Origin of the sequence: Enterobacter sp. MGH120 (genome assembly GCF_001037725.1) — a bacterium.
Classification (GTDB): domain Bacteria; phylum Pseudomonadota; class Gammaproteobacteria; order Enterobacterales; family Enterobacteriaceae; genus Enterobacter; species Enterobacter hormaechei_C.
This window is the reverse complement of sequence record NZ_KQ089940.1, coordinates 1,807,088-1,825,969: the sequence shown is the minus strand read 5'-3', so window position 1 is coordinate 1,825,969 and position 18,882 is coordinate 1,807,088. Positions and strand designations below refer to the sequence as shown.

At 55.9% G+C, this 18,882-nt stretch carries 19 protein-coding genes; 7 read left to right on the top strand and 12 right to left on the bottom strand.

Features of this window, described 5'->3' with window-relative positions:
* Positions 1-3 precede the first annotated feature (3 nt).
* On the bottom strand, positions 4-999 hold the full coding sequence (gene zipA / locus SK54_RS08665) for a cell division protein ZipA (RefSeq protein WP_015572226.1): 996 nt from the start codon (positions 997-999) through the stop codon (positions 4-6).
* Positions 1,000-1,228: 229 nt separating this feature from the next.
* On the opposite strand from zipA, the gene cysZ reads away from it, so the two are divergent.
* From cysZ to crr, 5 genes are all read left to right on the top strand, one after another.
* On the top strand, positions 1,229-1,990 hold the full coding sequence (gene cysZ / locus SK54_RS08660) for a sulfate transporter CysZ (protein WP_006811452.1): 762 nt from the start codon (positions 1,229-1,231) through the stop codon (positions 1,988-1,990).
* 163 nt (positions 1,991-2,153) lie between these two features.
* Entirely contained in the window at positions 2,154-3,125 is a 972-nt protein-coding gene (gene cysK / locus SK54_RS08655) for a cysteine synthase A (RefSeq protein ID WP_006811453.1), read from the top strand.
* 317 nt (positions 3,126-3,442) lie between these two features.
* A complete protein-coding gene (gene ptsH, locus SK54_RS08650) occupies positions 3,443-3,700 on the top strand; it encodes a phosphocarrier protein Hpr (protein ID WP_000487600.1) in 258 nt (85 codons plus the stop codon).
* Between the two features lie 45 nt (positions 3,701-3,745).
* Positions 3,746-5,473: a phosphoenolpyruvate-protein phosphotransferase PtsI gene (gene ptsI / locus SK54_RS08645; protein WP_048247039.1), complete on the top strand. Its 1,728-nt coding sequence runs from the start codon at positions 3,746-3,748 to the stop codon at positions 5,471-5,473.
* Positions 5,474-5,513: 40 nt separating this feature from the next.
* Positions 5,514-6,023 (top strand): PTS glucose transporter subunit IIA, encoded by a 510-nt coding sequence (gene crr, locus SK54_RS08640; RefSeq protein WP_003861316.1) that lies wholly within the window; start codon positions 5,514-5,516, stop codon positions 6,021-6,023.
* A gap of 44 nt (positions 6,024-6,067) precedes the next feature.
* On the opposite strand, the gene pdxK is transcribed toward crr, so the two are convergent.
* The 10 genes from pdxK to SK54_RS08590 all read right to left on the bottom strand — a co-directional run bounded on the left by pdxK (position 6,068) and on the right by SK54_RS08590 (position 14,414).
* A complete protein-coding gene (gene pdxK, locus SK54_RS08635; RefSeq protein ID WP_015572224.1) occupies positions 6,068-6,904 on the bottom strand; it encodes a pyridoxine/pyridoxal/pyridoxamine kinase in 837 nt (278 codons plus the stop codon).
* 5 nt (positions 6,905-6,909) lie between these two features.
* Positions 6,910-7,821 carry a cysteine synthase CysM gene (gene cysM, locus SK54_RS08630; protein WP_047636832.1) on the bottom strand — a complete coding sequence of 304 codons (912 nt, stop codon included), beginning with the start codon at positions 7,819-7,821 and terminating at the stop codon, positions 6,910-6,912.
* 118 nt (positions 7,822-7,939) lie between these two features.
* Entirely contained in the window at positions 7,940-9,034 is a 1,095-nt protein-coding gene (cysA, locus tag SK54_RS08625) for a sulfate/thiosulfate ABC transporter ATP-binding protein CysA (protein ID WP_017692966.1), read from the bottom strand.
* The gene (gene cysW / locus SK54_RS08620; protein WP_003861305.1) at positions 9,024-9,899 is read right to left on the bottom strand and encodes a sulfate/thiosulfate ABC transporter permease CysW; all 876 of its coding nucleotides are present in this window, start codon (positions 9,897-9,899) and stop codon (positions 9,024-9,026) included. The genes cysA and cysW overlap by 11 nt, the downstream gene beginning before the upstream one ends.
* The gene (gene cysT / locus SK54_RS08615) at positions 9,899-10,732 is read right to left on the bottom strand and encodes a sulfate/thiosulfate ABC transporter permease CysT (protein ID WP_017383478.1); all 834 of its coding nucleotides are present in this window, start codon (positions 10,730-10,732) and stop codon (positions 9,899-9,901) included. Before cysT ends, cysW begins: the two co-directional genes overlap by 1 nt.
* The gene (locus SK54_RS08610; RefSeq protein ID WP_047717141.1) at positions 10,732-11,745 is read right to left on the bottom strand and encodes a sulfate ABC transporter substrate-binding protein; all 1,014 of its coding nucleotides are present in this window, start codon (positions 11,743-11,745) and stop codon (positions 10,732-10,734) included. Before SK54_RS08610 ends, cysT begins: the two co-directional genes overlap by 1 nt.
* Before the next feature lie 176 nt (positions 11,746-11,921).
* Complete coding sequence (locus SK54_RS08605) at positions 11,922-12,821, bottom strand: Dyp-type peroxidase (RefSeq protein ID WP_015572221.1); 900 nt, start codon at positions 12,819-12,821, stop codon at positions 11,922-11,924.
* Between the two features lie 92 nt (positions 12,822-12,913).
* Positions 12,914-13,489, bottom strand: coding sequence for an RpoE-regulated lipoprotein (locus tag SK54_RS08600; RefSeq protein ID WP_040117923.1), 576 nt, complete (start codon positions 13,487-13,489; stop codon positions 12,914-12,916).
* 63 nt (positions 13,490-13,552) lie between these two features.
* The gene (locus SK54_RS08595) at positions 13,553-14,002 is read right to left on the bottom strand and encodes a DUF2919 domain-containing protein (protein WP_045344321.1); all 450 of its coding nucleotides are present in this window, start codon (positions 14,000-14,002) and stop codon (positions 13,553-13,555) included.
* Positions 13,989-14,414 carry a GNAT family acetyltransferase gene (locus SK54_RS08590; protein WP_003861292.1) on the bottom strand — a complete coding sequence of 142 codons (426 nt, stop codon included), beginning with the start codon at positions 14,412-14,414 and terminating at the stop codon, positions 13,989-13,991. Before SK54_RS08590 ends, SK54_RS08595 begins: the two co-directional genes overlap by 14 nt.
* 212 nt (positions 14,415-14,626) lie before the next feature.
* Here SK54_RS08590 and amiA point away from each other — a divergent pair, with 212 nt between their 5' ends.
* Positions 14,627-15,502, top strand: coding sequence for an N-acetylmuramoyl-L-alanine amidase AmiA (amiA, locus tag SK54_RS08585; protein WP_015572219.1), 876 nt, complete (start codon positions 14,627-14,629; stop codon positions 15,500-15,502).
* Positions 15,502-16,401 (top strand): oxygen-dependent coproporphyrinogen oxidase, encoded by a 900-nt coding sequence (gene hemF / locus SK54_RS08580; RefSeq protein WP_017692961.1) that lies wholly within the window; start codon positions 15,502-15,504, stop codon positions 16,399-16,401. Before amiA ends, hemF begins: the two co-directional genes overlap by 1 nt.
* Positions 16,402-16,480: 79 nt before the next feature.
* Here the strand turns inward: hemF and maeB are convergent, their stop codons facing one another.
* Complete coding sequence (maeB, locus tag SK54_RS08575) at positions 16,481-18,760, bottom strand: NADP-dependent oxaloacetate-decarboxylating malate dehydrogenase (RefSeq protein ID WP_017692960.1); 2,280 nt, start codon at positions 18,758-18,760, stop codon at positions 16,481-16,483.
* Positions 18,761-18,882: the final 122 nt, after the last annotated feature.

The window sequence follows — 18,882 nt, the reverse complement described above, 5'->3', positions numbered from 1 at the left end:
CGATTACGCGTTCGCTTCCTTAACTTCGCGGATGCGGTCCTGATACTCGCGCAGTTTCTGCGGCGTCATCATTCGACGCTGATCGTCGAGCACCACACCGCCCACTTCGTCGGCGATGTGCTGAGCGGACTGTAGCATCAGCTTAAAGTTTTGCAGCTCGTCACCGTAGGACGGCACCTGCATAAAGATCGTAACCCCCGGCGTGACGAAATCACCGGTCATTTCCGGGTCAAACGTGCCTGGATTGACCATATTGGCCAGGCTAAACAGCGCCGGACCGCTACCGTCAGGACTCAGGTGGCGATGGAAAATATTCATGTCGCCGAACTTGAAGCCTGCCTGTTGGATGCTGTTAAGCAGCACGTCACCGTTCAGATGGGTGCCATGATGAGCAGCCACGTTCATGATGATCACTGCTTCTTTACGCTGCGGCTTTTCAACAACCGGTTCTGGCTCTGCGACCGGCTCTGGCTCAACGCGCGGAGCGGGCTGTGGCGCAGGCGGTTCAGGCTGCGGCTGCGGTTGTTGTACCGGCTGCGGCTGCTGAACAGGCTGTGGCTGATGCACTGGCTGTGCAGGCTGTTGCACAGGTTGCGGCTGTACAGGCTGTGGCGCAACGGGCTGCTGTTGCACAGGCTGCTGCGGCGGATGACGAACAGGTTCTTCCACTGGCGGCGGCGCTGGCTGGCGCGGCTGGGCAGAAGCATACGGTGGTTGATACTGGTGCTGCGGAGCGCGGGGGGCTTCATGCTCTCCATGCGCTGCGCCGGGCGCAGTATTGACCCGATGAACACGAACTTCACCCACGCCGTCGTCGTCAGGACCGTCGATGTCGTCTTCAACGTCATCGTCGTCACGACTGGACTTCATGCGCTTCAGTGGACGATCGCGAAACATAGAGGAACGCTCTTTACGGCTGGTCCAGAAACCATGTACCAGTAAAGCGATTATGGCGATCGCGCCAACAATGATTAATATCAGACGCAAATCCTGCATCATTATATTCTCTGTTGTTCTAACACCTTGCCACCACGGCAAACATTTACTCACTAAGAGTATTTGCCGTTTACGTCAAGTGCAAGTGTATGCAGAGCATTCACAGCATAAAGATGAACTAAATCGTGCTTTTTGCTGGTTTTTCGAACATTTCCGAACTGGTCATTGGCCCGTAACTGGATAATATAGGCGGGCAATTCCACTGGTTGTGTAAAAAGGAGTACAGCCTGGTATGGTTTCAACATCTTCTTCTGCCCCACGCAGCGGGGTCTGGTACTTTTCTCAGGGCTGGAAACTGGTCTCCCTGCCGGGCATTCGACGCTTCGTTATTTTGCCGTTACTGATCAACATTATTCTGATGGGCGGGGCCTTCTGGTGGCTGTTCACCAGACTGGAAAGCTGGATCCCTTCCCTGATGAGCTATGTGCCGGACTGGTTACAGTGGCTAGACTACCTGCTCTGGCCGATTGCGGTTATCTCTGTGCTGCTGGTTTTCGGTTATTTCTTTTCGACGATAGCAAACTGGATAGCCGCGCCGTTCAACGGTCTGCTGGCCGAACAGCTGGAAGCGCGCCTTACCGGTGCGACGCCACCTGACACGGGCGTACTCGGGATCGTGAAAGATCTCCCCCGCATCATGAAGCGTGAATGGCAGAAGTTCGCCTGGTACCTGCCGCGGGCGATTGTGCTGCTTATTCTTTATTTTGTACCCGGGATTGGCCAGACGGTCGCGCCCGTGCTGTGGTTCCTGTTCAGCGCCTGGATGCTTGCTATCCAGTACTGTGATTATCCGTTCGATAACCACAAAGTGCCGTTTAAAGAGATGCGCACTGCCCTGCGCACTCAGAAGGTTGCCAACATGCAGTTTGGCGCGCTGACCAGCCTGTTCACCATGATCCCTTTCCTGAATTTGTTCATCATGCCCGTTGCCGTTTGCGGCGCGACGGCGATGTGGGTGGACTGCTACCGTGCTAAGCACGCGTTATGGAAGTAATGCAAAAATGTGTAAAAGAGGGGTGGCTTATGCCGCCCCTTATTCCATACTGATCCCCATTATTTCCTTGCAGCATATAGATATGCGATTTCCTTACTTCCCCATACCTGTTCAACAGGTATGCTGGGTCGGTATCCCAATTTCATACAGTTAAGGACAGGCCATGAGTAAGATTTATGAAGACAACTCGCTGACTATCGGTCATACGCCCCTGGTTCGACTGAACCGTATCGGTAATGGACGCATTCTGGCGAAGGTCGAATCTCGTAACCCAAGCTTCAGCGTTAAATGCCGTATCGGTGCGAATATGATTTGGGATGCTGAAAAGCGTGGCGTGCTGAAACCTGGCGTTGAGCTGGTTGAACCCACCAGCGGCAATACCGGTATCGCTCTGGCCTATGTTGCGGCGGCGCGCGGCTATAAGCTGACGCTGACTATGCCTGAAACCATGAGCATTGAGCGTCGTAAGCTGCTGAAAGCGCTGGGTGCGAACCTGGTCCTGACCGAAGGCGCAAAAGGCATGAAGGGCGCGATTCAGAAGGCCGAAGAAATTGTTGCCAGCGATCCGGCAAAGTATCTGCTGCTCCAGCAGTTCAGCAACCCGGCCAACCCGGAAATTCATGAGAAAACCACCGGCCCGGAAATCTGGGAAGATACCGACGGTCAGGTTGATGTGTTTATCTCCGGCGTAGGCACCGGCGGTACGCTGACCGGTGTGTCTCGCTATATTAAAGGCACGAAAGGTAAAAAAGATCTGATTACCGTTGCCGTTGAGCCAACCGACTCACCGGTTATCGCTCAGGCGCTGGCAGGCGAAGAGATCAAACCTGGCCCACACAAAATCCAGGGTATCGGCGCTGGCTTTATTCCAGGCAACCTAGATCTGAAGCTGATCGATAAAGTCGTCGCCATTACCAATGAAGAAGCCATCTCCACGGCGCGTCGCCTGATGGACGAGGAAGGCATTCTGGCGGGTATCTCTTCCGGTGCGGCGGTTGCGGCAGCCCTCAAACTGCTGGAAGATGAAACCTTTACCAATAAGAACATTGTGGTTATCCTACCGTCTTCGGGTGAGCGTTACTTAAGCACAGCACTGTTTGCCGATCTCTTCACAGAGAAAGAACTGCAACAGTGATGCCAGCATGTTAAAAACGCGTAAAAAAGCACCTTTTCAGGTGCTTTTTTGTGGCCTGCTTCAAAGTTTTACCCCTCCTGGCATTGCTTCACCCCGTTGGGTCTGGTATTTAAACCAGCAATTATTTTGATGCGCGAAATTAATCGGTGAACGAAATAGCGCTGCTGAATCGATTTTATGATTTGGTTCAAGTCTTGCTTTCACTGCATAATGTTTAATGACGATTGAAACGTCAGCGCTAACTATACAGGCTAAAGTTAAGTCGCCAGGCTAGACTTTAGTTCCACAACACTAAACCTATAAGTTGGGGAAATACAATGTTCCAGCAAGAAGTTACCATTACCGCTCCGAACGGTCTGCACACCCGCCCTGCTGCTCAGTTTGTTAAAGAAGCGAAAGGCTTCACTTCTGAAATCACTGTGACTTCCAACGGCAAAAGCGCTAGCGCAAAAAGCCTGTTCAAGCTGCAAACTCTGGGCCTGACTCAGGGTACCGTTGTTACCATCTCCGCTGAAGGTGAAGACGAGCAGAAAGCAGTTGAGCATCTGGTTAAGCTGATGGCTGAACTCGAGTAAGTTTACCGGGTTCTTTTCAATATCAGTCACAAGTAAGGTAGGGTTATGATTTCAGGCATTTTAGCATCCCCGGGTATCGCTTTCGGCAAAGCATTGCTGCTGAAAGAAGACGAAATCGTCATTGACCGGAAAAAAATTTCTGCCGACAAGGTTGATCAGGAAGTTGAACGTTTTCTGAGCGGTCGTGCCAAGGCATCTGCGCAACTGGAAGCGATTAAAACTAAAGCTGGCGAAACTTTCGGTGAAGAAAAAGAAGCCATCTTCGAAGGGCACATTATGCTGCTCGAAGATGAGGAGCTGGAGCAGGAAATCATAGCCCTGATTAAAGATAAAGGCATGACGGCCGACGCGGCTGCGCATGAAGTTATCGAAGGTCAGGCATCTGCCCTGGAAGAGCTGGACGATGAATACCTGAAAGAACGTGCGGCTGACGTACGTGACATCGGTAAGCGCCTGCTGCGCAACATCCTGGGTCTGGCCATCATCGATCTGAGCGCGATTCAGGACGAAGTCATCCTGGTTGCCGCTGACCTGACCCCGTCTGAAACCGCACAGCTGAACCTGAACAAGGTGCTGGGTTTCATTACTGATGCAGGTGGACGTACCTCCCACACCTCAATCATGGCGCGTTCTCTGGAGCTGCCAGCCATTGTGGGTACCGGTAGCGTTACCTCCAAGGTTAAAAACGACGACTATCTGATTCTGGATGCCGTAAACAATGTGGTTTACGTCAACCCAACTAACGATGTGATCGAGCAGCTGCGTTCCGTTCAGGAGCAGGTTGCTACCGAGAAAGCGGAACTCGCTAAACTGAAAGATCTGCCAGCTATCACGCTGGACGGCCATCAGGTTGAAGTGTGCGCTAACATCGGTACCGTACGTGACGTTGACGGCGCTGAGCGCAACGGCGCGGAAGGTGTGGGTCTGTATCGTACTGAATTCCTGTTCATGGATCGCGACGCTCTGCCAACGGAAGAAGAGCAGTTTGCAGCGTACAAAGCGGTTGCGGAAGCGTGCGGCTCGCAGGCTGTAATCGTCCGTACCATGGACATCGGTGGCGACAAAGAGCTGCCGTACATGAACTTCCCGAAAGAAGAGAACCCGTTCCTGGGCTGGCGTGCCGTGCGTATCGCCATGGATCGCAAAGAGATCCTGCGTGACCAGGTTCGCGCTATTCTGCGTGCCTCCGCTTTCGGTAAACTGCGCATCATGTTCCCGATGATCATCTCTGTTGAAGAAGTGCGTGCACTGAAGAAAGAGATCGAAATCTACAAACAGGAACTGCGCGACGAAGGTAAAGCATTTGACGAATCCATTGAGATCGGCGTGATGGTGGAAACACCGGCAGCCGCGACCATTGCGCGTCATTTAGCCAAAGAAGTTGATTTCTTTAGTATCGGTACCAATGATTTAACGCAGTACACCCTGGCAGTTGACCGTGGTAATGATATGATTTCACATCTCTACCAGCCAATGTCACCGTCCGTACTGAATTTGATCAAGCAAGTTATTGATGCTTCTCATGCAGAAGGTAAATGGACTGGCATGTGTGGTGAGCTTGCAGGCGACGAACGTGCTACACTTCTGTTGCTGGGTATGGGTCTGGACGAATTCTCTATGAGCGCCATTTCCATCCCGCGCATTAAGAAGATTATCCGTAACACGAACTTCGAAGATGCGAAGGTGTTAGCAGAGCAGGCTCTTGCTCAACCGACAACGGACGAGTTAATGACGCTGGTTAACAAGTTCATTGAAGAAAAAACAATCTGCTAATCCACGAGATGCGGCCCAATTTACTGCTTAGGAGAAGATCATGGGTTTGTTCGATAAACTGAAATCTCTGGTTTCTGATGACAAGAAAGACTCCGGAACTATTGAGATTGTTGCTCCGCTCTCCGGCGAGATCGTCAACATCGAAGACGTGCCGGATGTAGTGTTTGCTGAGAAAATCGTTGGTGATGGCATTGCTATCAAACCAACTGGCAACAAAATGGTTGCTCCAGTTGACGGCACCATCGGTAAAATTTTTGAAACCAACCATGCGTTCTCTATCGAATCCGATAGCGGTATCGAACTGTTCGTTCACTTCGGTATCGACACCGTTGAACTGAAAGGCGAAGGCTTCAAGCGTATCGCAGAAGAAGGCCAGCGCGTTAAAGTTGGCGACCCGGTAATTGAATTCGATCTGCCGCTGCTGGAAGAAAAAGCGAAGTCTACTCTGACTCCGGTTGTTATCTCCAACATGGACGAAATCAAAGAACTGATCAAACTGTCTGGCAGCGTCACCGTGGGTGAAACCCCGGTTATCCGCATCAAGAAGTAATTCTTGCCGCACAGAAAAATGGCGCCTTCGGGCGCCATTTTTGTTTATGCCGGCAGGATAAGCTCGTCATAGCCTTTCGACTGCGTATAGATCATAACGTCAGTCACCCGATCGCCCGCCATGCGAATGGCATCGGCAACGGTTTTCCCTCCCACAATGCCGCTGACCAGCTCCGAACAGAACAGATCGCCCGTTCCTTTCAGATCCGTCTCTACGCGCGGGTGCGCGCTTACGGTAACACCTTCTTCGCTCACCAGCACAACGTGGATATTCTGCGGATCGTCAGACACTGGCGCACTGGTGATCGCTACCCATTTCAGCGAGTCGGACAGCAGCCCCTGCGCGGCGGCAATGGCGCTCTCCGGCGTACGGCACGGTTTGCCGCTCAGCACTTCCAGTTCATACACGTTGGGCGTAATGCCCTGGGCCAGCGGGAGCAGATGCTCACGGTAGGCTTCAGGAATATCCGGCTTCACGTACATCCCGCTATCGATATCCCCAATTACCGGGTCGACCAGCACCAGCAGATCGGGATGTTGCACTTTGATTGCCTTCAGCCACTGCGCCAGCAGCGCGATCTGGCTGGCGCTGCCCATATAGCCGGTGGTGACCGCTTTAAGCTCGCGCAGGATCTCGCGCTCTTCCAGCGCCTTAAGGTAGCCGCTGAACCACTCGTCCGGGATCACCCCGCCGTAGAAGGTGTCGTAGTGCGGCGTATTGCTGAACAGCACCGTTGGCACGGCGGTAACGTTCAGCCGGTGGGTTCGAATATTCGGCACCGCGATGCTGTTTCCCACGCTGCCGTACACCACCTGCGACTGTACGGCGACAATATCGGTTTGCTGCGCCCGGGTGTTATCCCGGAATAAAATCATCTCCATGACGCTTAAATCCCCGCCCCCTGCGAATAACTCTCTTCACCAAAGACGCCGGTAGACAGATAACGGTCGCCGCGATCGCAAATAATCGCTACGACCACCGCCCCCGGCGTGGACTCAGCCACCCGGATCGCACCCGCTACGGCACCGCCAGAGCTGACGCCGCAGAAGATACCTTCACGCACGGCCAGCTCACGCATGGTATTTTCCGCCTCGCGCTGATGAATATCCAGCACCTGGTCCACAAGCTGCGCATTAAAGATGCCCGGCATATACTCCGCCGGCCAGCGGCGGATGCCCGGAATGCTGCTCCCCTCTTCCGGTTGCAGGCCGACAATCGTCACCGGCTTCTCCTGTTCGCGCAGAAAGCGTGACACACCGGTGATCGTGCCCGTGGTCCCCATGCTGGAGACAAAGTGGGTGATGCGCCCGTCGGTTTGCTGCCAGATTTCCGGGCCGGTGGTGGTGTAGTGCGCGTACGGGTTGTCCGGGTTGTTGAACTGGTCGAGAAGCTTGCCTTCCCCGCGCTCCGCCATCGCTAACGCTAAATCTCGCGCCCCTTCCATCCCCTGCTCTTTGCTCACCAGAATCAGCTCGGCTCCATAGGCGCGCATGGCGGCCCGGCGCTCCTGGCTCATGTTATCCGGCATCAGCAGCTTCATGCGGTAGCCTTTCAGGGCGGCAATCATTGCCAGCGCGATACCGGTATTTCCGCTGGTGGCCTCAATGAGCACGTCGCATGGCTTAATTTCACCGCGCTTCTCGGCCTGGACAATCATCGACAGTGCCGCCCGGTCTTTCACCGACCCCGCCGGGTTATTGCCTTCGAGTTTGACCCAGATTTCGCTGCCGTTATCAGGCCCCATGCGCTGAAGTTTGACCAGAGGGGTGTTGCCAATGGTGTGTTCGAGTGTATTCACGATTTTTACTCAATAAAAAAGCCGGGTGGCGCTTAGCTTACCCGGCCTACAAGACGCAGTGATAACTGTAGGCCCGGTCAGCGCAGCGCCACCGGGCGATAAACATACTAATAACCTATCAGGCTGACTCCGCCAGAGCAATATCCTCGCGCGTCTCAATGCGCTCGTTGCCATGATAAATGCGCGCGTGTTGCAGCCCGACAAACAGGCGCTCCCCCCGGTACGGCGGCACGTCGTCACGCATAACCACGGTCAACGGCTCGGTGTACCAGCCCAGGGGCTGTACCACTAATTGGGTGTAGTGCCCTTTAGGGCTAGCTTCCAGCACCTGCACCGGAAGCGGTGAATCCAGGCTGGTACGGCGGCTGACGTCCACTTCCCACGGACGCAGGAACAGATCCACCGGCCCCTGATGCGCGGAGGTATACCCCAGCGGCCAGCGGTGCGCGCCAACGTGGAACTGACCGCCGCGAATGGTGCCCTGAAGGCGGTTTACTTCCCCCATAAACTCCAGCACAAAGCGGGTCGCCGGTTCACGCCAGAGCTGCTCTGGCTCGTCAACCTGCTCAATGTTGCCCTGACTCATTACCACCACGCGATCGGCCACTTCCATCGCCTCTTCCTGATCGTGGGTCACGAAAACGCTGGTGAACTGGAGTTCCTCATGCAGCTGACGCAGCCAGCGGCGCAGCTCTTTTCGCACCTGTGCATCCAGCGCGCCAAACGGTTCGTCCAGCAGCAGGATTTGCGGTTCAACGGCTAACGCACGCGCCAGCGCCACGCGCTGCTTCTGCCCGCCGGAAAGTTGAGCCGGGAAGCGGTCCGCCAGATGCGCAAGCTGCACCATCTCCAGCAGTTTGGTCACTTTCGCTTTGATGGCGGCGGCATCTGGACGTTCACGACGCGGCAGCACGGTCAGGCCAAACGCGATGTTGTCGAATACCGTCATGTGGCGGAACAGCGCATAATGCTGAAATACAAAGCCCACTTTACGGTCGCGGGCGTGCAGGCGGCTAACGTCCGTACCGTGGAAGCGAATATGTCCGCTGGTCTGGTGTTCAAGCCCGGCGATAATGCGCAACAGCGTGGTTTTACCGGAGCCAGACGGCCCCAGCAGCGCCACCATTTGTCCGGAAGGGATATCCAGCGAGATATCATTCAGCACCTGGGTGCGACCAAAAGACTTCTTAATATTGGCAATCTCAATGCTCATGATTTCCCTCCTGATGCTGACGTTTTTCCTGATTCTCTAAACGCCACTGCACCACACTCTTCAAAAACAGGGTCAAAATCGCCATCAGCGTCAGCAACGCTGCGGCAGTAAAGGAACCGACGGTGTTGTAGTCCTGTTCCAGTAATTCAATCTGTAACGGCAGCGACAGGGTTTCGCCGCGAATCGAGCCGGATACCACCGACACCGCGCCAAACTCACCGATCGCACGGGCGTTGGTCAGCACCACGCCGTAAAGCAGTGCCCAGCGGATATTAGGCAGCGTGACGCGGCGGAACATCTGCCAGCCGGAAGCGCCGAGCAGCACCGCGGCTTCATCTTCATGGCTGCCCTGGCTGAGCATCACCGGCACCAGCTCGCGCACCACGAACGGACAGGTGACAAAGACGGTCACCAGCACCATTCCCGGCCAGGCGAACATGATTTGCAGGTCGTGTTCATCCAGCCAGCCGCCCAGCGGGCCATTGGAGCCGTAGAAGAGCAGATAAACCAGACCCGCCACCACCGGAGACACCGCAAACGGGATATCCAGCAGGGTCAGCAGCAGCTGACGCCCCGGGAAGTTAAAGCGCGTTACCAGCCAGGCCAGCAATACGCCAAACACCAGATTCACCGGGACGGTGATCAGGGCAATCATCACCGTCAGCCAGATGGCGTGGAGCATGTCCGGATCGGCCAGGTTTTGCAGCGCGGGCATAATCCCTTTGCTGAAGGCCTGCACGAAGATGTACACCATCGGCACGACGAGAATGAATGCGGAGACCAGCACGCCGGTACCAATCAGAAACCATTTGCCCCAGTTGATGCGGGGCGCGTCATAGCGCTTCAATTGCGTAACTTCCGCCATCAGTGACCTACCACACGTCGACCAAAGCGACTTTGCAGAGTGTTAATCGAAAACAGTAGCAGCAGCGACGCGGCAAGGATCACCGAGGCAATCGCGCTCGCCGCCGGATAATCAAACTCCTGCAAACGGACAAAAATCATCAGCGAGGTCACTTCGGTTTTCCACGCGATGTTCCCGGCGATAAAAATGACCGCGCCAAATTCACCGAGGCTGCGGGTAAAGGAAAGCGCCACCCCCGCCAGCAAGGCCGGAGAAAGTTCCGGCAGCACAACCTTACGGAAACTCTGCCAGCGCGTGGCGCCCAGAGTTTCCGCGGCCTCTTCGTATTCGGGGCCTAACTCTTCCAGCACCGGCTGCACGGTACGCACCACAAACGGGATGCTGGTAAAGGCCATCGCCACCGCGATACCGATCCAGGTATAGGTCACTTTAATATCAAACTTCGCCAGCCATTCGCCGTAAAAGCCGTTCACGGAGAACAGCGACGCCAGCGTCAAACCGGCCACCGCCGTCGGCAGGGCAAACGGCAGATCCATCAGGGCGTCGAGCAGCGTGCGGCCCGGGAAGCGATAGCGGGTTAAGATCCATGCCATCAGCAGGCCAAACACGCCGTTAAAAATCGAGGCCACGAACGCAGACAGCAGCGTGACCTTGTAAGCCGCCACCACCTGCGGGTTGGTGACCACTTCCCAGTACTGGGACCAGCTCATCTCAGCGAGCTGCATCACCAGAGCGCTGAGCGGTAACAATAAAATCAGACAGACGAACAGCAGGCTGGTCCCGAGGCTTAAGGTAAAACCCGGCAGCACACGTCTTGTTGATCCTGCAAACATTACTTACGCCCCGCCGCCAGCAATTTGTCTAACTCACCGCCGCTGGCAAAATGCGTTTTCATCACCTCAGGCCAGGCGCCGAAATGATCTTCCACGCGGAACAGCTCGGTCTGCGGGAATTTGTCTTTCAGCTTGTTCATCACGTCCGGATTATTAACGCGGTAGTAATAGTCAGTAATCACCGTCTGCGCCTGCGGGCTGTACAGATAGTTGAGATAGGCTTTTGCCGCTTTCTCAGTGCCGTTGGCTTTGACGTTTTTATCCACCCACGCCACCGGGAACTCGGCCAGAACGTTAGTTTTCGGGATAACCACTTCGAAGCCCTGCGCTTCGTACTGTTTACGAATATTGTTCACTTCGGATTCAAAGCTGATCAGCACATCGCCCAGCCCGCGCTCGGCGAAAGTGGTGGTTGCGCCCCGGCCGCCGGTGTCAAACACTTCGACGTTTTTCAGGAACTGGGTCATAAACTGTTCGGTTTTCGCTTTATCGTCACCGTCAGCTTTGTCCGCCGCGCCCCACGCCGCCAGATAGGTATAACGCGCGTTGCCGGAGGTTTTCGGATTCGGGAAAATCAGCTTGACGTCAGAACGCACCAGGTCGTTCCAGTCGTGAATGTTTTTCGGGTTGCCCTTGCGCACCAGGAAGCCCATGGTGGAATAGAACGGCGAACTGTTGTTCGGCAGGCGGCTTTGCCAGTCCGCCGGGATCAGCTTGCCTTTGTCGTGCAGGATCTGCACGTCCGTGACCTGGTTGTAGGTCACCACATCCGCTTTCAGCCCCTGCAAAATGGCCAGCGCCTGCTTGGATGAGCCAGCGTGCGACTGTTTGATGGTCAGCTTGTCGCCGTTGTTCTCTTTCGCCCACTGCTGTTCAAATGCGGGATTAAGGGCGGCAAACAGCTCGCGCGAAACATCATAAGAACTGTTCAGCAACTCGGTTGCCTGCGCCTGCGCCACCAGCAGTAAACCTGCCAGTGCCAGCGATCCTTTTTTCAGTACAGTAACGGCCATTGCGCACCCTTATAAATGTGATGACTATCTTATAGTCATAATATTTATAACGGAGTCTAAAGGAGTAACGGTTTTATATACCGTTTGGTGATTTAGAAGCAGAAAAGGGAATAAGGGGTGCGGGAGAAATTGCCGGGTGGCGCTAACGCTTACCCGGCCTACGAATGGAGAGCGATTTACAGCGCCAGCAGGCGCTCAACGGACGGCGCAAAGTAGTAGCCGCCGGTCACCGGACGGGTGAAGCGCAGCATGGCGTCACGCTTGCCGTCGGTATCGCCAAACATGCTCAGCAGCTGCTGTTCGATGTTGTAGAGGCGCGCACAGTAAGCGCAGAAGTACAGGCCGTGCGTACCGCTCGCGGTGCCGTACGGCAAGCTCTGGCGAATAATCTTCAGCCCCTTACCGTCTTCTTTAAGGTCAACGCGGGTCAGGTGGGACGTGACCGGACGCGCATCGCCGTCAATCTCTTCATTGGCGTCTTTGGTGCGGCCAATCATCATCTCCTGGTCATGCACGCTCATGCGGTTAAGCTGCCTGAGGTTATGCTCCCAGCGCTGGACGAACACGTAGCTGCCGCCTGCGTCCACGCCATCCTTGATTACAGCCACCTCGCGACGCGTCTCTTCCCCGGCCGGGTTTTCGGTGCCGTCGACGAAGCCGCTCAAATCGCGCTCTTCCACCCAGCGGAAACCGTGGATCTCTTCCTGCACGTCGATGCTGTCACCAAAGGCCTCAATCGCTGCCTGAGCGACGGAGAAATTCACGTCATGGCGCAGGGAGAGGATATGGATCAGGACGTCATACTGGGTGGCGGGCGCAAGACCTTTGCCATAAGGAATAAAGTCTTTCAGCTCTTCTGCGCCTTCGCCGCCGCTCAGCTGACGCCAGACGGTGTTGCCAAAGGCAACCACCGCGCCCAGATGGGCTTCGGGGAATTTGGCCTGAAAGGTGGCCAGTTTATCAACGAAAATTTTGCTGGCCGCGCGCAGGGCATCCACGTCCCCTTTGACGTTGGCTTCAATCCAAATCGCCGCGCGGCAATGTTCTGGCAAAATGCCACTCTGAACCTGAGACATCGCTCCTCCTGAAAAAAAGATGCCACGACAGCGTGGCATTGATGGCGGCTATTATACCTGGATTTCAGCGAGGCGGCTTGCTCAGGCGCAAATTACTGCTTCCAGATAATTTTGCTCACTTTCCACTTTTTCAGGGTGTCGTCAGAGGGCATTAACCCTTCCGGACCGTTCCAGCTGCCGCTGAATACATAGCTAATGTGCTGGCTGCCGTCGGCCTTACACTCGACCGCCACGCTATCATCCGACGGCACGCTGGCGCAGTGGCCAAACGCTTTCTGGTAGAGCTCGCCAAACGGCGTACCTACCTTCACGCCACCTGAGGTCGGGATCTCTTCATCCATCACCGCAATGCGGTTGACCGTACCTTTATCGCCGTTGATGACCATCGCCACCTTGTCGTCTTTCAACGCTTCGAAATAGCGCACGATGTTGCCGTTCTCGGTTTTCATGCCGCTGCGCAGGCGATAATCACTGCCGATGGCCTCCTGAATGGCATCCTGATCCAGCGCCGTCGACGCGGTGATTTTGCCCACGCCCTGCTCGGTCACTTCCGTTGAGGAGCCAAACCAGTTCCACGGATAGGCCGCAGACCAGTTGATGGATGAGAGCGTGGAACAGCCGGTTAACGCCAGCGGGAGAGCGCATAAAAGTAAACGCAGCGATTTCATTGAGACGTCCTTACGTAGTAAATCAACGCTTGTTGGAGTGCAGTATCGGCAAAAAGTGCCGTTTTAATCTGACTCTTGCGTAAAACAGGCGCGTAAACGGGGATTCGTGACCAGCCACAGCAGCGCGACAATATCCGCCACCACCAGCGCAATCCCGATACCGGAAAGCGGCTCGCCGTACAGCCAGAGTACGGGTTGCCAGGCCAGGAGCACAACCTGCGCCAGAATCAACAGCCAGCGAAGCGCGCGCCAGAAGCGCGGGAGGAACTGCCGCCGACCGCTGCACAGGAACGCCAGCACCGCCGGTACACCGGGTAGTAACCCCAGCCAGAACGCATCGTGATCGGGATAAAAGAGATTCAGTAGCGTATCGCCCTGCCCGCGCGACGCGCCAGCCATCACGAATAGCACCCAGGTGCGGGCCTGCAACAGCAGAACGCACCAGAACAAAAAAGGCAGACGCAGACGACCGTGAACATCATAGTCGCCAGGGTGGAACTCAGTACTCTTCATCTTCGATCAGGCGCTTACCCAGCGTCAGTACATCCGCGTGCTCGTAGCCCAGACGTTCATACATGCCCAGCACCACGTCGTTATCTTCCCGCACCATAATCTGGATTTTCGGGCAGCCACGGGCGATCAGCTTCTTTTCCAGACGGTTAAGCAGCGCGTTGGCGATGCCGCGCGCGCGGTATTCCGGGTGCACGCCCAGATAGTAGGCCGACCCGCGGTGGCCGTCGTACCCGCCCATTACCGTCCCGACCACCTCGCCGTTGACCTCAGCGACCAGAAACAGACTGACGTCGTGATTCACCTTCCGTTCGATGTCCATTTCCGGATCGTTCCACGGACGCAGCAGATCGCAGCGCTCCCAAAGGGTGATCACCTCTTCGAAATCTTCCTGGCGAAAAACGCGTATCTCCATGGTATTAACCGCCTTTTCGGGTTTAAAAACAGTGATTATGGCGTGAACAGGGCATTTAGCCAATAACCGGGGAAAAACTCGCCAAAATTTGGCATAATGTCACTTTGTCACGTATTGAAATGAAAAGTAAAACAATTCTCAATAAGGAATGTCGTCACGCAAAACGCGATACGATATAACACCAGGACCCCAATTTTTACAATTCAGGCCGCATGAGCACATTCAAACCATTAAAAGCACTCACATCGCGTCGTCAGGTTCTCAAAGCGGGGCTGGCGGCCTTAACGTTAACGGGCATCGCAAAGCAGGCTCAGGCAAAAGAAGAGAGCTCGCTTAAAACCAGTAACGGACACAGCAAGCCGAAAACCAAAAAAGCTGGCGCAAAGCGTCTGGTCATGCTCGATCCGGGCCACGGCGGGATCGACACCGGCGCCATTGGCCGAAACGGGTCGAAAGAAAAACACGTCGTGCTGGCAATTGCAAAAAATGTGCGCGCAATTTTACGCAGCAACGGCATTGACGCCCGCCTGACGCGCACGGGCGACACGTTTATCCCGCTGTACGATCGCGTGGAGATTGCCCATAAGCACGGCGCCGACCTGTTTATGTCCATTCACGCGGATGGCTTCACAAACCCTTCCGCCGCAGGCGCCTCGGTGTTCGCCCTCTCCAACCGTGGCGCCAGTAGCGCCATGGCGAAATACCTCTCCGATCGCGAAAACCGGGCGGATGAGGTGGCCGGGAAAAAAGCCACCGACAAAGACCATCTGTTGCAGCAGGTTCTGTTTGATCTGGTACAGACCGATACCATCAAAAACAGCCTGACGCTCGGCTCGCATATCCTTAAACGGATTAAGCCCGTGCACCGTCTGCACAGTAAAAGCACCGAGCAGGCCGCGTTTGTGGTGCTGAAGTCCCCGTCCATTCCGTCCGTGCTGGTTGAAACCTCGTTCATAACCAACCCGGAAGAGGAGCGTTTACTCGGCACCACGGCGTTTCGTCAGAAGATCGCGAACGCTATCGCCTCCGGGGTCATCAGTTATTTCAACTGGTTCGATAATCAAAAAGCGCACTCCAGGAAACGTTGATGAAACCGAATGCACAGCTGGTCAAAACTTTCCTGATGCAGCTACAGGACGCGATTTGCCAGAAACTGGCCGCCGCAGACGGCGGTGAATTCCAGGAAGACACCTGGCAGCGCGAAGCGGGCGGCGGCGGGCGCAGCCGCGTGCTGCGTAACGGTGGCATTTTTGAACAGGCCGGGGTCAACTTCTCCCACGTCCACGGTGATGCAATGCCGGCGTCCGCCACGGCGCATCGGCCTGAACTGGCGGGCCGCAGCTTCGAGGCGATGGGCGTCTCGCTGGTGGTGCATCCGCATAACCCGTTTGTGCCAACCAGCCACGCCAACGTGCGCTTTTTCATCGCGGAAAAACCGGGAGCCGATCCGGTCTGGTGGTTTGGCGGCGGTTTCGACTTAACGCCTTACTATGGCTTCGAAGAGGACGCCGTGCACTGGCACACCACCGCGCGCGACCTCTGTCTGCCGTTTGGCGAAGACGTTTACCCGAAATACAAAAAGTGGTGCGATGATTATTTCTATCTGAAGCATCGCGACGAGCAGCGCGGCATCGGCGGGCTGTTCTTTGACGATCTCAACACGCCGGATTTTGATACCGCGTTCAGCTTTATGCGCGCGGTGGGTGAAGGCTTTACCGACGCCTATCTGCCGATTGTCGAACGCCGCAAAAACACCGACTACGGCGTTCGCGAGCGTGAGTTCCAGCTGTACCGCCGCGGGCGCTACGTGGAGTTTAATCTGGTATGGGATCGCGGGACGCTGTTTGGCCTGCAAACCGGTGGGCGCACGGAGTCCATTCTGATGTCGATGCCGCCGCTGGTGCGCTGGGAATACAGCTTTGAACCCAAAGAAGGCAGCCCGGAGGCTGCCTTGCGTGAGTTTATTCGGGTTCGGGACTGGGTGTAACTGCCGGATGACGCTGGGCTTATCCGGCCTACGAGTCCCGTAGGTCGGGTAAGCGAACGCGCCACCCGACATAAAGCGCTTACAGCGGCTGCGTCTGTGCCTCAACCACCGCCAGCGCCACCATGTTGACGATACGACGCACGGAGGCAATCGGCGTTAACACATGTACCGGTTTTGACACCCCCATCAGCACTGGCCCTACGGTCACCCCTTCAGAACTCGACACGCGCAGCAGGTTGTAGCTGATACGCGCCGCTTCTACGTTCGGCATGATCAGCACGTTCGCCGAGCCTTTCAGCGGGCTGTCCGGCATACGTTCATTACGAATGGTCTCCACCAGCGCGGCGTCGCCGTGCATCTCGCCGTCGATCATCAGCTCCGGCGCACGCTCGCGCACCAGGTCCAGCGTCTGGCGCATTTTGCACGCCGCCGCGGATTTGGATGACCCGAAGTTAGAGTGCGACAGCAGCGCCACTTTCGGCTCGATACCAAAGCGGCGCACGGTTTCCGCCGCCATCACGGTGATTTCCGCCAGTTCGTCCGGGGAAGGATCGTCGTTGACGTAGGTATCGGCGATAAAGGTGTTACCGCTTGGCAGCAGCAGCGCGTTCATTGCGCCGGCAGTATGGACACCCTCGCGATAGCCGAAGATCTCCTGCACCACGCTGAAATGCTCATGGTACTCGCCGATGGTGCCGCAGATCAGCGCATCCGCCTCACCGCGGTGAACCATGATCGCGCCGATCACCGTGGTGTTGCTGATCACCGCCCGCTGCGCCTGCTCCTGGGTGATCCCGCGACGCTTCATGATCGAATAGTATTCGTTCCAGTACTCTTTGAAGCGCGGATCGGATTCGTTATTGACGATCTCAAAGTCGACGCCCGGCTTAATTTGCAGGCCCAGCTTCTGGATACGCATCTCGATCACGCTCGGACGACCAATCAGGATCGGTTTCGCCAGCCCTAAGGTGATCAGCTCCTGCGTGGCGTGCAGCACGCGCGCCTCTTCCCCTTCCGCCAGCACCACGCGCTTCGCGTCAGCGCGCGCCTGGGAGAAGATCGGCTTCATAAACAGGTTGGTTTTGTAGACGAACTCGGTGAGTTTATCGACGTAGGCATCGAAATCTTCAATCGGCCGCGTCGCCACGCCTGAGTCCATCGCCGCTTTGGCCACCGCTGGCGCGATCTTCACGATCAGACGCGGGTCAAATGGTTTAGGGATAATGTAGTCCGGGCCGAAGCTCAGATCCTGATCGCCGTAGGCGGAGGCCACCACTTCGCTCTGCTCGGCGTGCGCCAGCTCTGCGATAGCATGAACGGCGGCAAGCTTCATCTCTTCGTTGATTGCCGTAGCGCCAACGTCCAGCGCACCGCGGAAGATGAACGGGAAGCAGAGCACGTTGTTCACCTGGTTCGGGTAGTCCGAACGTCCGGTACAGATGATCGCGTCTTCACGCACTGCCTTCGCCAGCGGCGGCAGAATTTCCGGCTCCGGGTTCGCCAGGGCCAGGATCATTGGCGCGCGCGCCATCTTCTGCACCATTTCCTGGGTCAGTACTTTCGGGCCTGAACAGCCGAGGAAAATGTCGGCACCTTCAATGACGTCTTCTAGCGTGCGCTTGCCGTCGTCTTCCACCGCATAGGCCGCCTTGGTTTCAGCCATGTTTGGCTCGCGGTCTTTGTAAATCACGCCTTTGGAGTCGCAGACCACGATGTTGTGTTTCTGCATGCCCAGCGCCACCAGCAGGTTCATACAAGCGATGGCCGCGGCGCCAGCGCCGGAGACCACCATGCGCACGTCGGAGAGGTTTTTCTCCACCACACGCAGACCGTTCAGAATGGCGGCGGTACTGATAATCGCCGTGCCGTGCTGGTCGTCATGGAACACGGGAATGTTCATACGCTCGCGCAGCTTCTGCTCGATATAGAAACATTCCGGCGCTTTGATGTCTTCCAGGTTGATGCCGCCGAAGGTCGGCTCCAGCGCCGCCACCACGTTGATGAATTTATCCGGGTCCAGTTCGTCCACTTCGATATCGAAGACGTCGATACCGGCAAATTTCTTAAACAGAACGCCCTTCCCTTCCATCACCGGCTTACCGGCCAGCGCGCCAATGTTCCCTAACCCCAGTACCGCCGTACCGTTAGAGATAACGGCCACCAGGTTGCCACGGGCGGTGTATTTGTACGCTGCCAGCGGATCTTTTTCGATTTCAAGGCACGGGGCAGCTACGCCTGGCGAGTAGGCCAGCGCCAGATCGCGCTGGGTCGCCAGCGGTTTGGTCGGGGATACCTGGATTTTACCCGGAACAGGAAACTCGTGAAAATCGAGAGCGCTTTGTTTTAACTGATCATCCATCTTGTTATTCCTTTCACGTTTCGGTCAAAAAGGGTGATGTTGACGTTCCTATGCACACCCTGGTGTGCCGCATAGTATCGCCGCAGGCAGGCTCCTAAACTTTGAAGGCTGCCAAACTCTCA

What these genes read in the sequence shown, in the direction of transcription:
- zipA (WP_015572226.1), bottom strand. Translation starts at nt 999, where the DNA reads ATGATGCAGGATTTGCGTCTGATATTAATCATTGTTGGCGCGATCGCC.
- cysZ (WP_006811452.1), top strand. Translation starts at nt 1,229, where the DNA reads ATGGTTTCAACATCTTCTTCTGCCCCACGCAGCGGGGTCTGGTACTTT.
- cysK (WP_006811453.1), top strand. Translation starts at nt 2,154, where the DNA reads ATGAGTAAGATTTATGAAGACAACTCGCTGACTATCGGTCATACGCCC.
- ptsH (WP_000487600.1), top strand. Translation starts at nt 3,443, where the DNA reads ATGTTCCAGCAAGAAGTTACCATTACCGCTCCGAACGGTCTGCACACC.
- ptsI (WP_048247039.1), top strand. Translation starts at nt 3,746, where the DNA reads ATGATTTCAGGCATTTTAGCATCCCCGGGTATCGCTTTCGGCAAAGCA.
- crr (WP_003861316.1), top strand. Translation starts at nt 5,514, where the DNA reads ATGGGTTTGTTCGATAAACTGAAATCTCTGGTTTCTGATGACAAGAAA.
- pdxK (WP_015572224.1), bottom strand. Translation starts at nt 6,904, where the DNA reads ATGGAGATGATTTTATTCCGGGATAACACCCGGGCGCAGCAAACCGAT.
- cysA (WP_017692966.1), bottom strand. Translation starts at nt 9,034, where the DNA reads ATGAGCATTGAGATTGCCAATATTAAGAAGTCTTTTGGTCGCACCCAG.
- cysW (WP_003861305.1), bottom strand. Translation starts at nt 9,899, where the DNA reads ATGGCGGAAGTTACGCAATTGAAGCGCTATGACGCGCCCCGCATCAAC.
- cysT (WP_017383478.1), bottom strand. Translation starts at nt 10,732, where the DNA reads ATGTTTGCAGGATCAACAAGACGTGTGCTGCCGGGTTTTACCTTAAGC.
- SK54_RS08610 (WP_047717141.1), bottom strand. Translation starts at nt 11,745, where the DNA reads ATGGCCGTTACTGTACTGAAAAAAGGATCGCTGGCACTGGCAGGTTTA.
- SK54_RS08605 (WP_015572221.1), bottom strand. Translation starts at nt 12,821, where the DNA reads ATGTCTCAGGTTCAGAGTGGCATTTTGCCAGAACATTGCCGCGCGGCG.
- SK54_RS08600 (WP_040117923.1), bottom strand. Translation starts at nt 13,489, where the DNA reads ATGAAATCGCTGCGTTTACTTTTATGCGCTCTCCCGCTGGCGTTAACC.
- SK54_RS08595 (WP_045344321.1), bottom strand. Translation starts at nt 14,002, where the DNA reads ATGAAGAGTACTGAGTTCCACCCTGGCGACTATGATGTTCACGGTCGT.
- SK54_RS08590 (WP_003861292.1), bottom strand. Translation starts at nt 14,414, where the DNA reads ATGGAGATACGCGTTTTTCGCCAGGAAGATTTCGAAGAGGTGATCACC.
- amiA (WP_015572219.1), top strand. Translation starts at nt 14,627, where the DNA reads ATGAGCACATTCAAACCATTAAAAGCACTCACATCGCGTCGTCAGGTT.
- hemF (WP_017692961.1), top strand. Translation starts at nt 15,502, where the DNA reads ATGAAACCGAATGCACAGCTGGTCAAAACTTTCCTGATGCAGCTACAG.
- maeB (WP_017692960.1), bottom strand. Translation starts at nt 18,760, where the DNA reads ATGGATGATCAGTTAAAACAAAGCGCTCTCGATTTTCACGAGTTTCCT.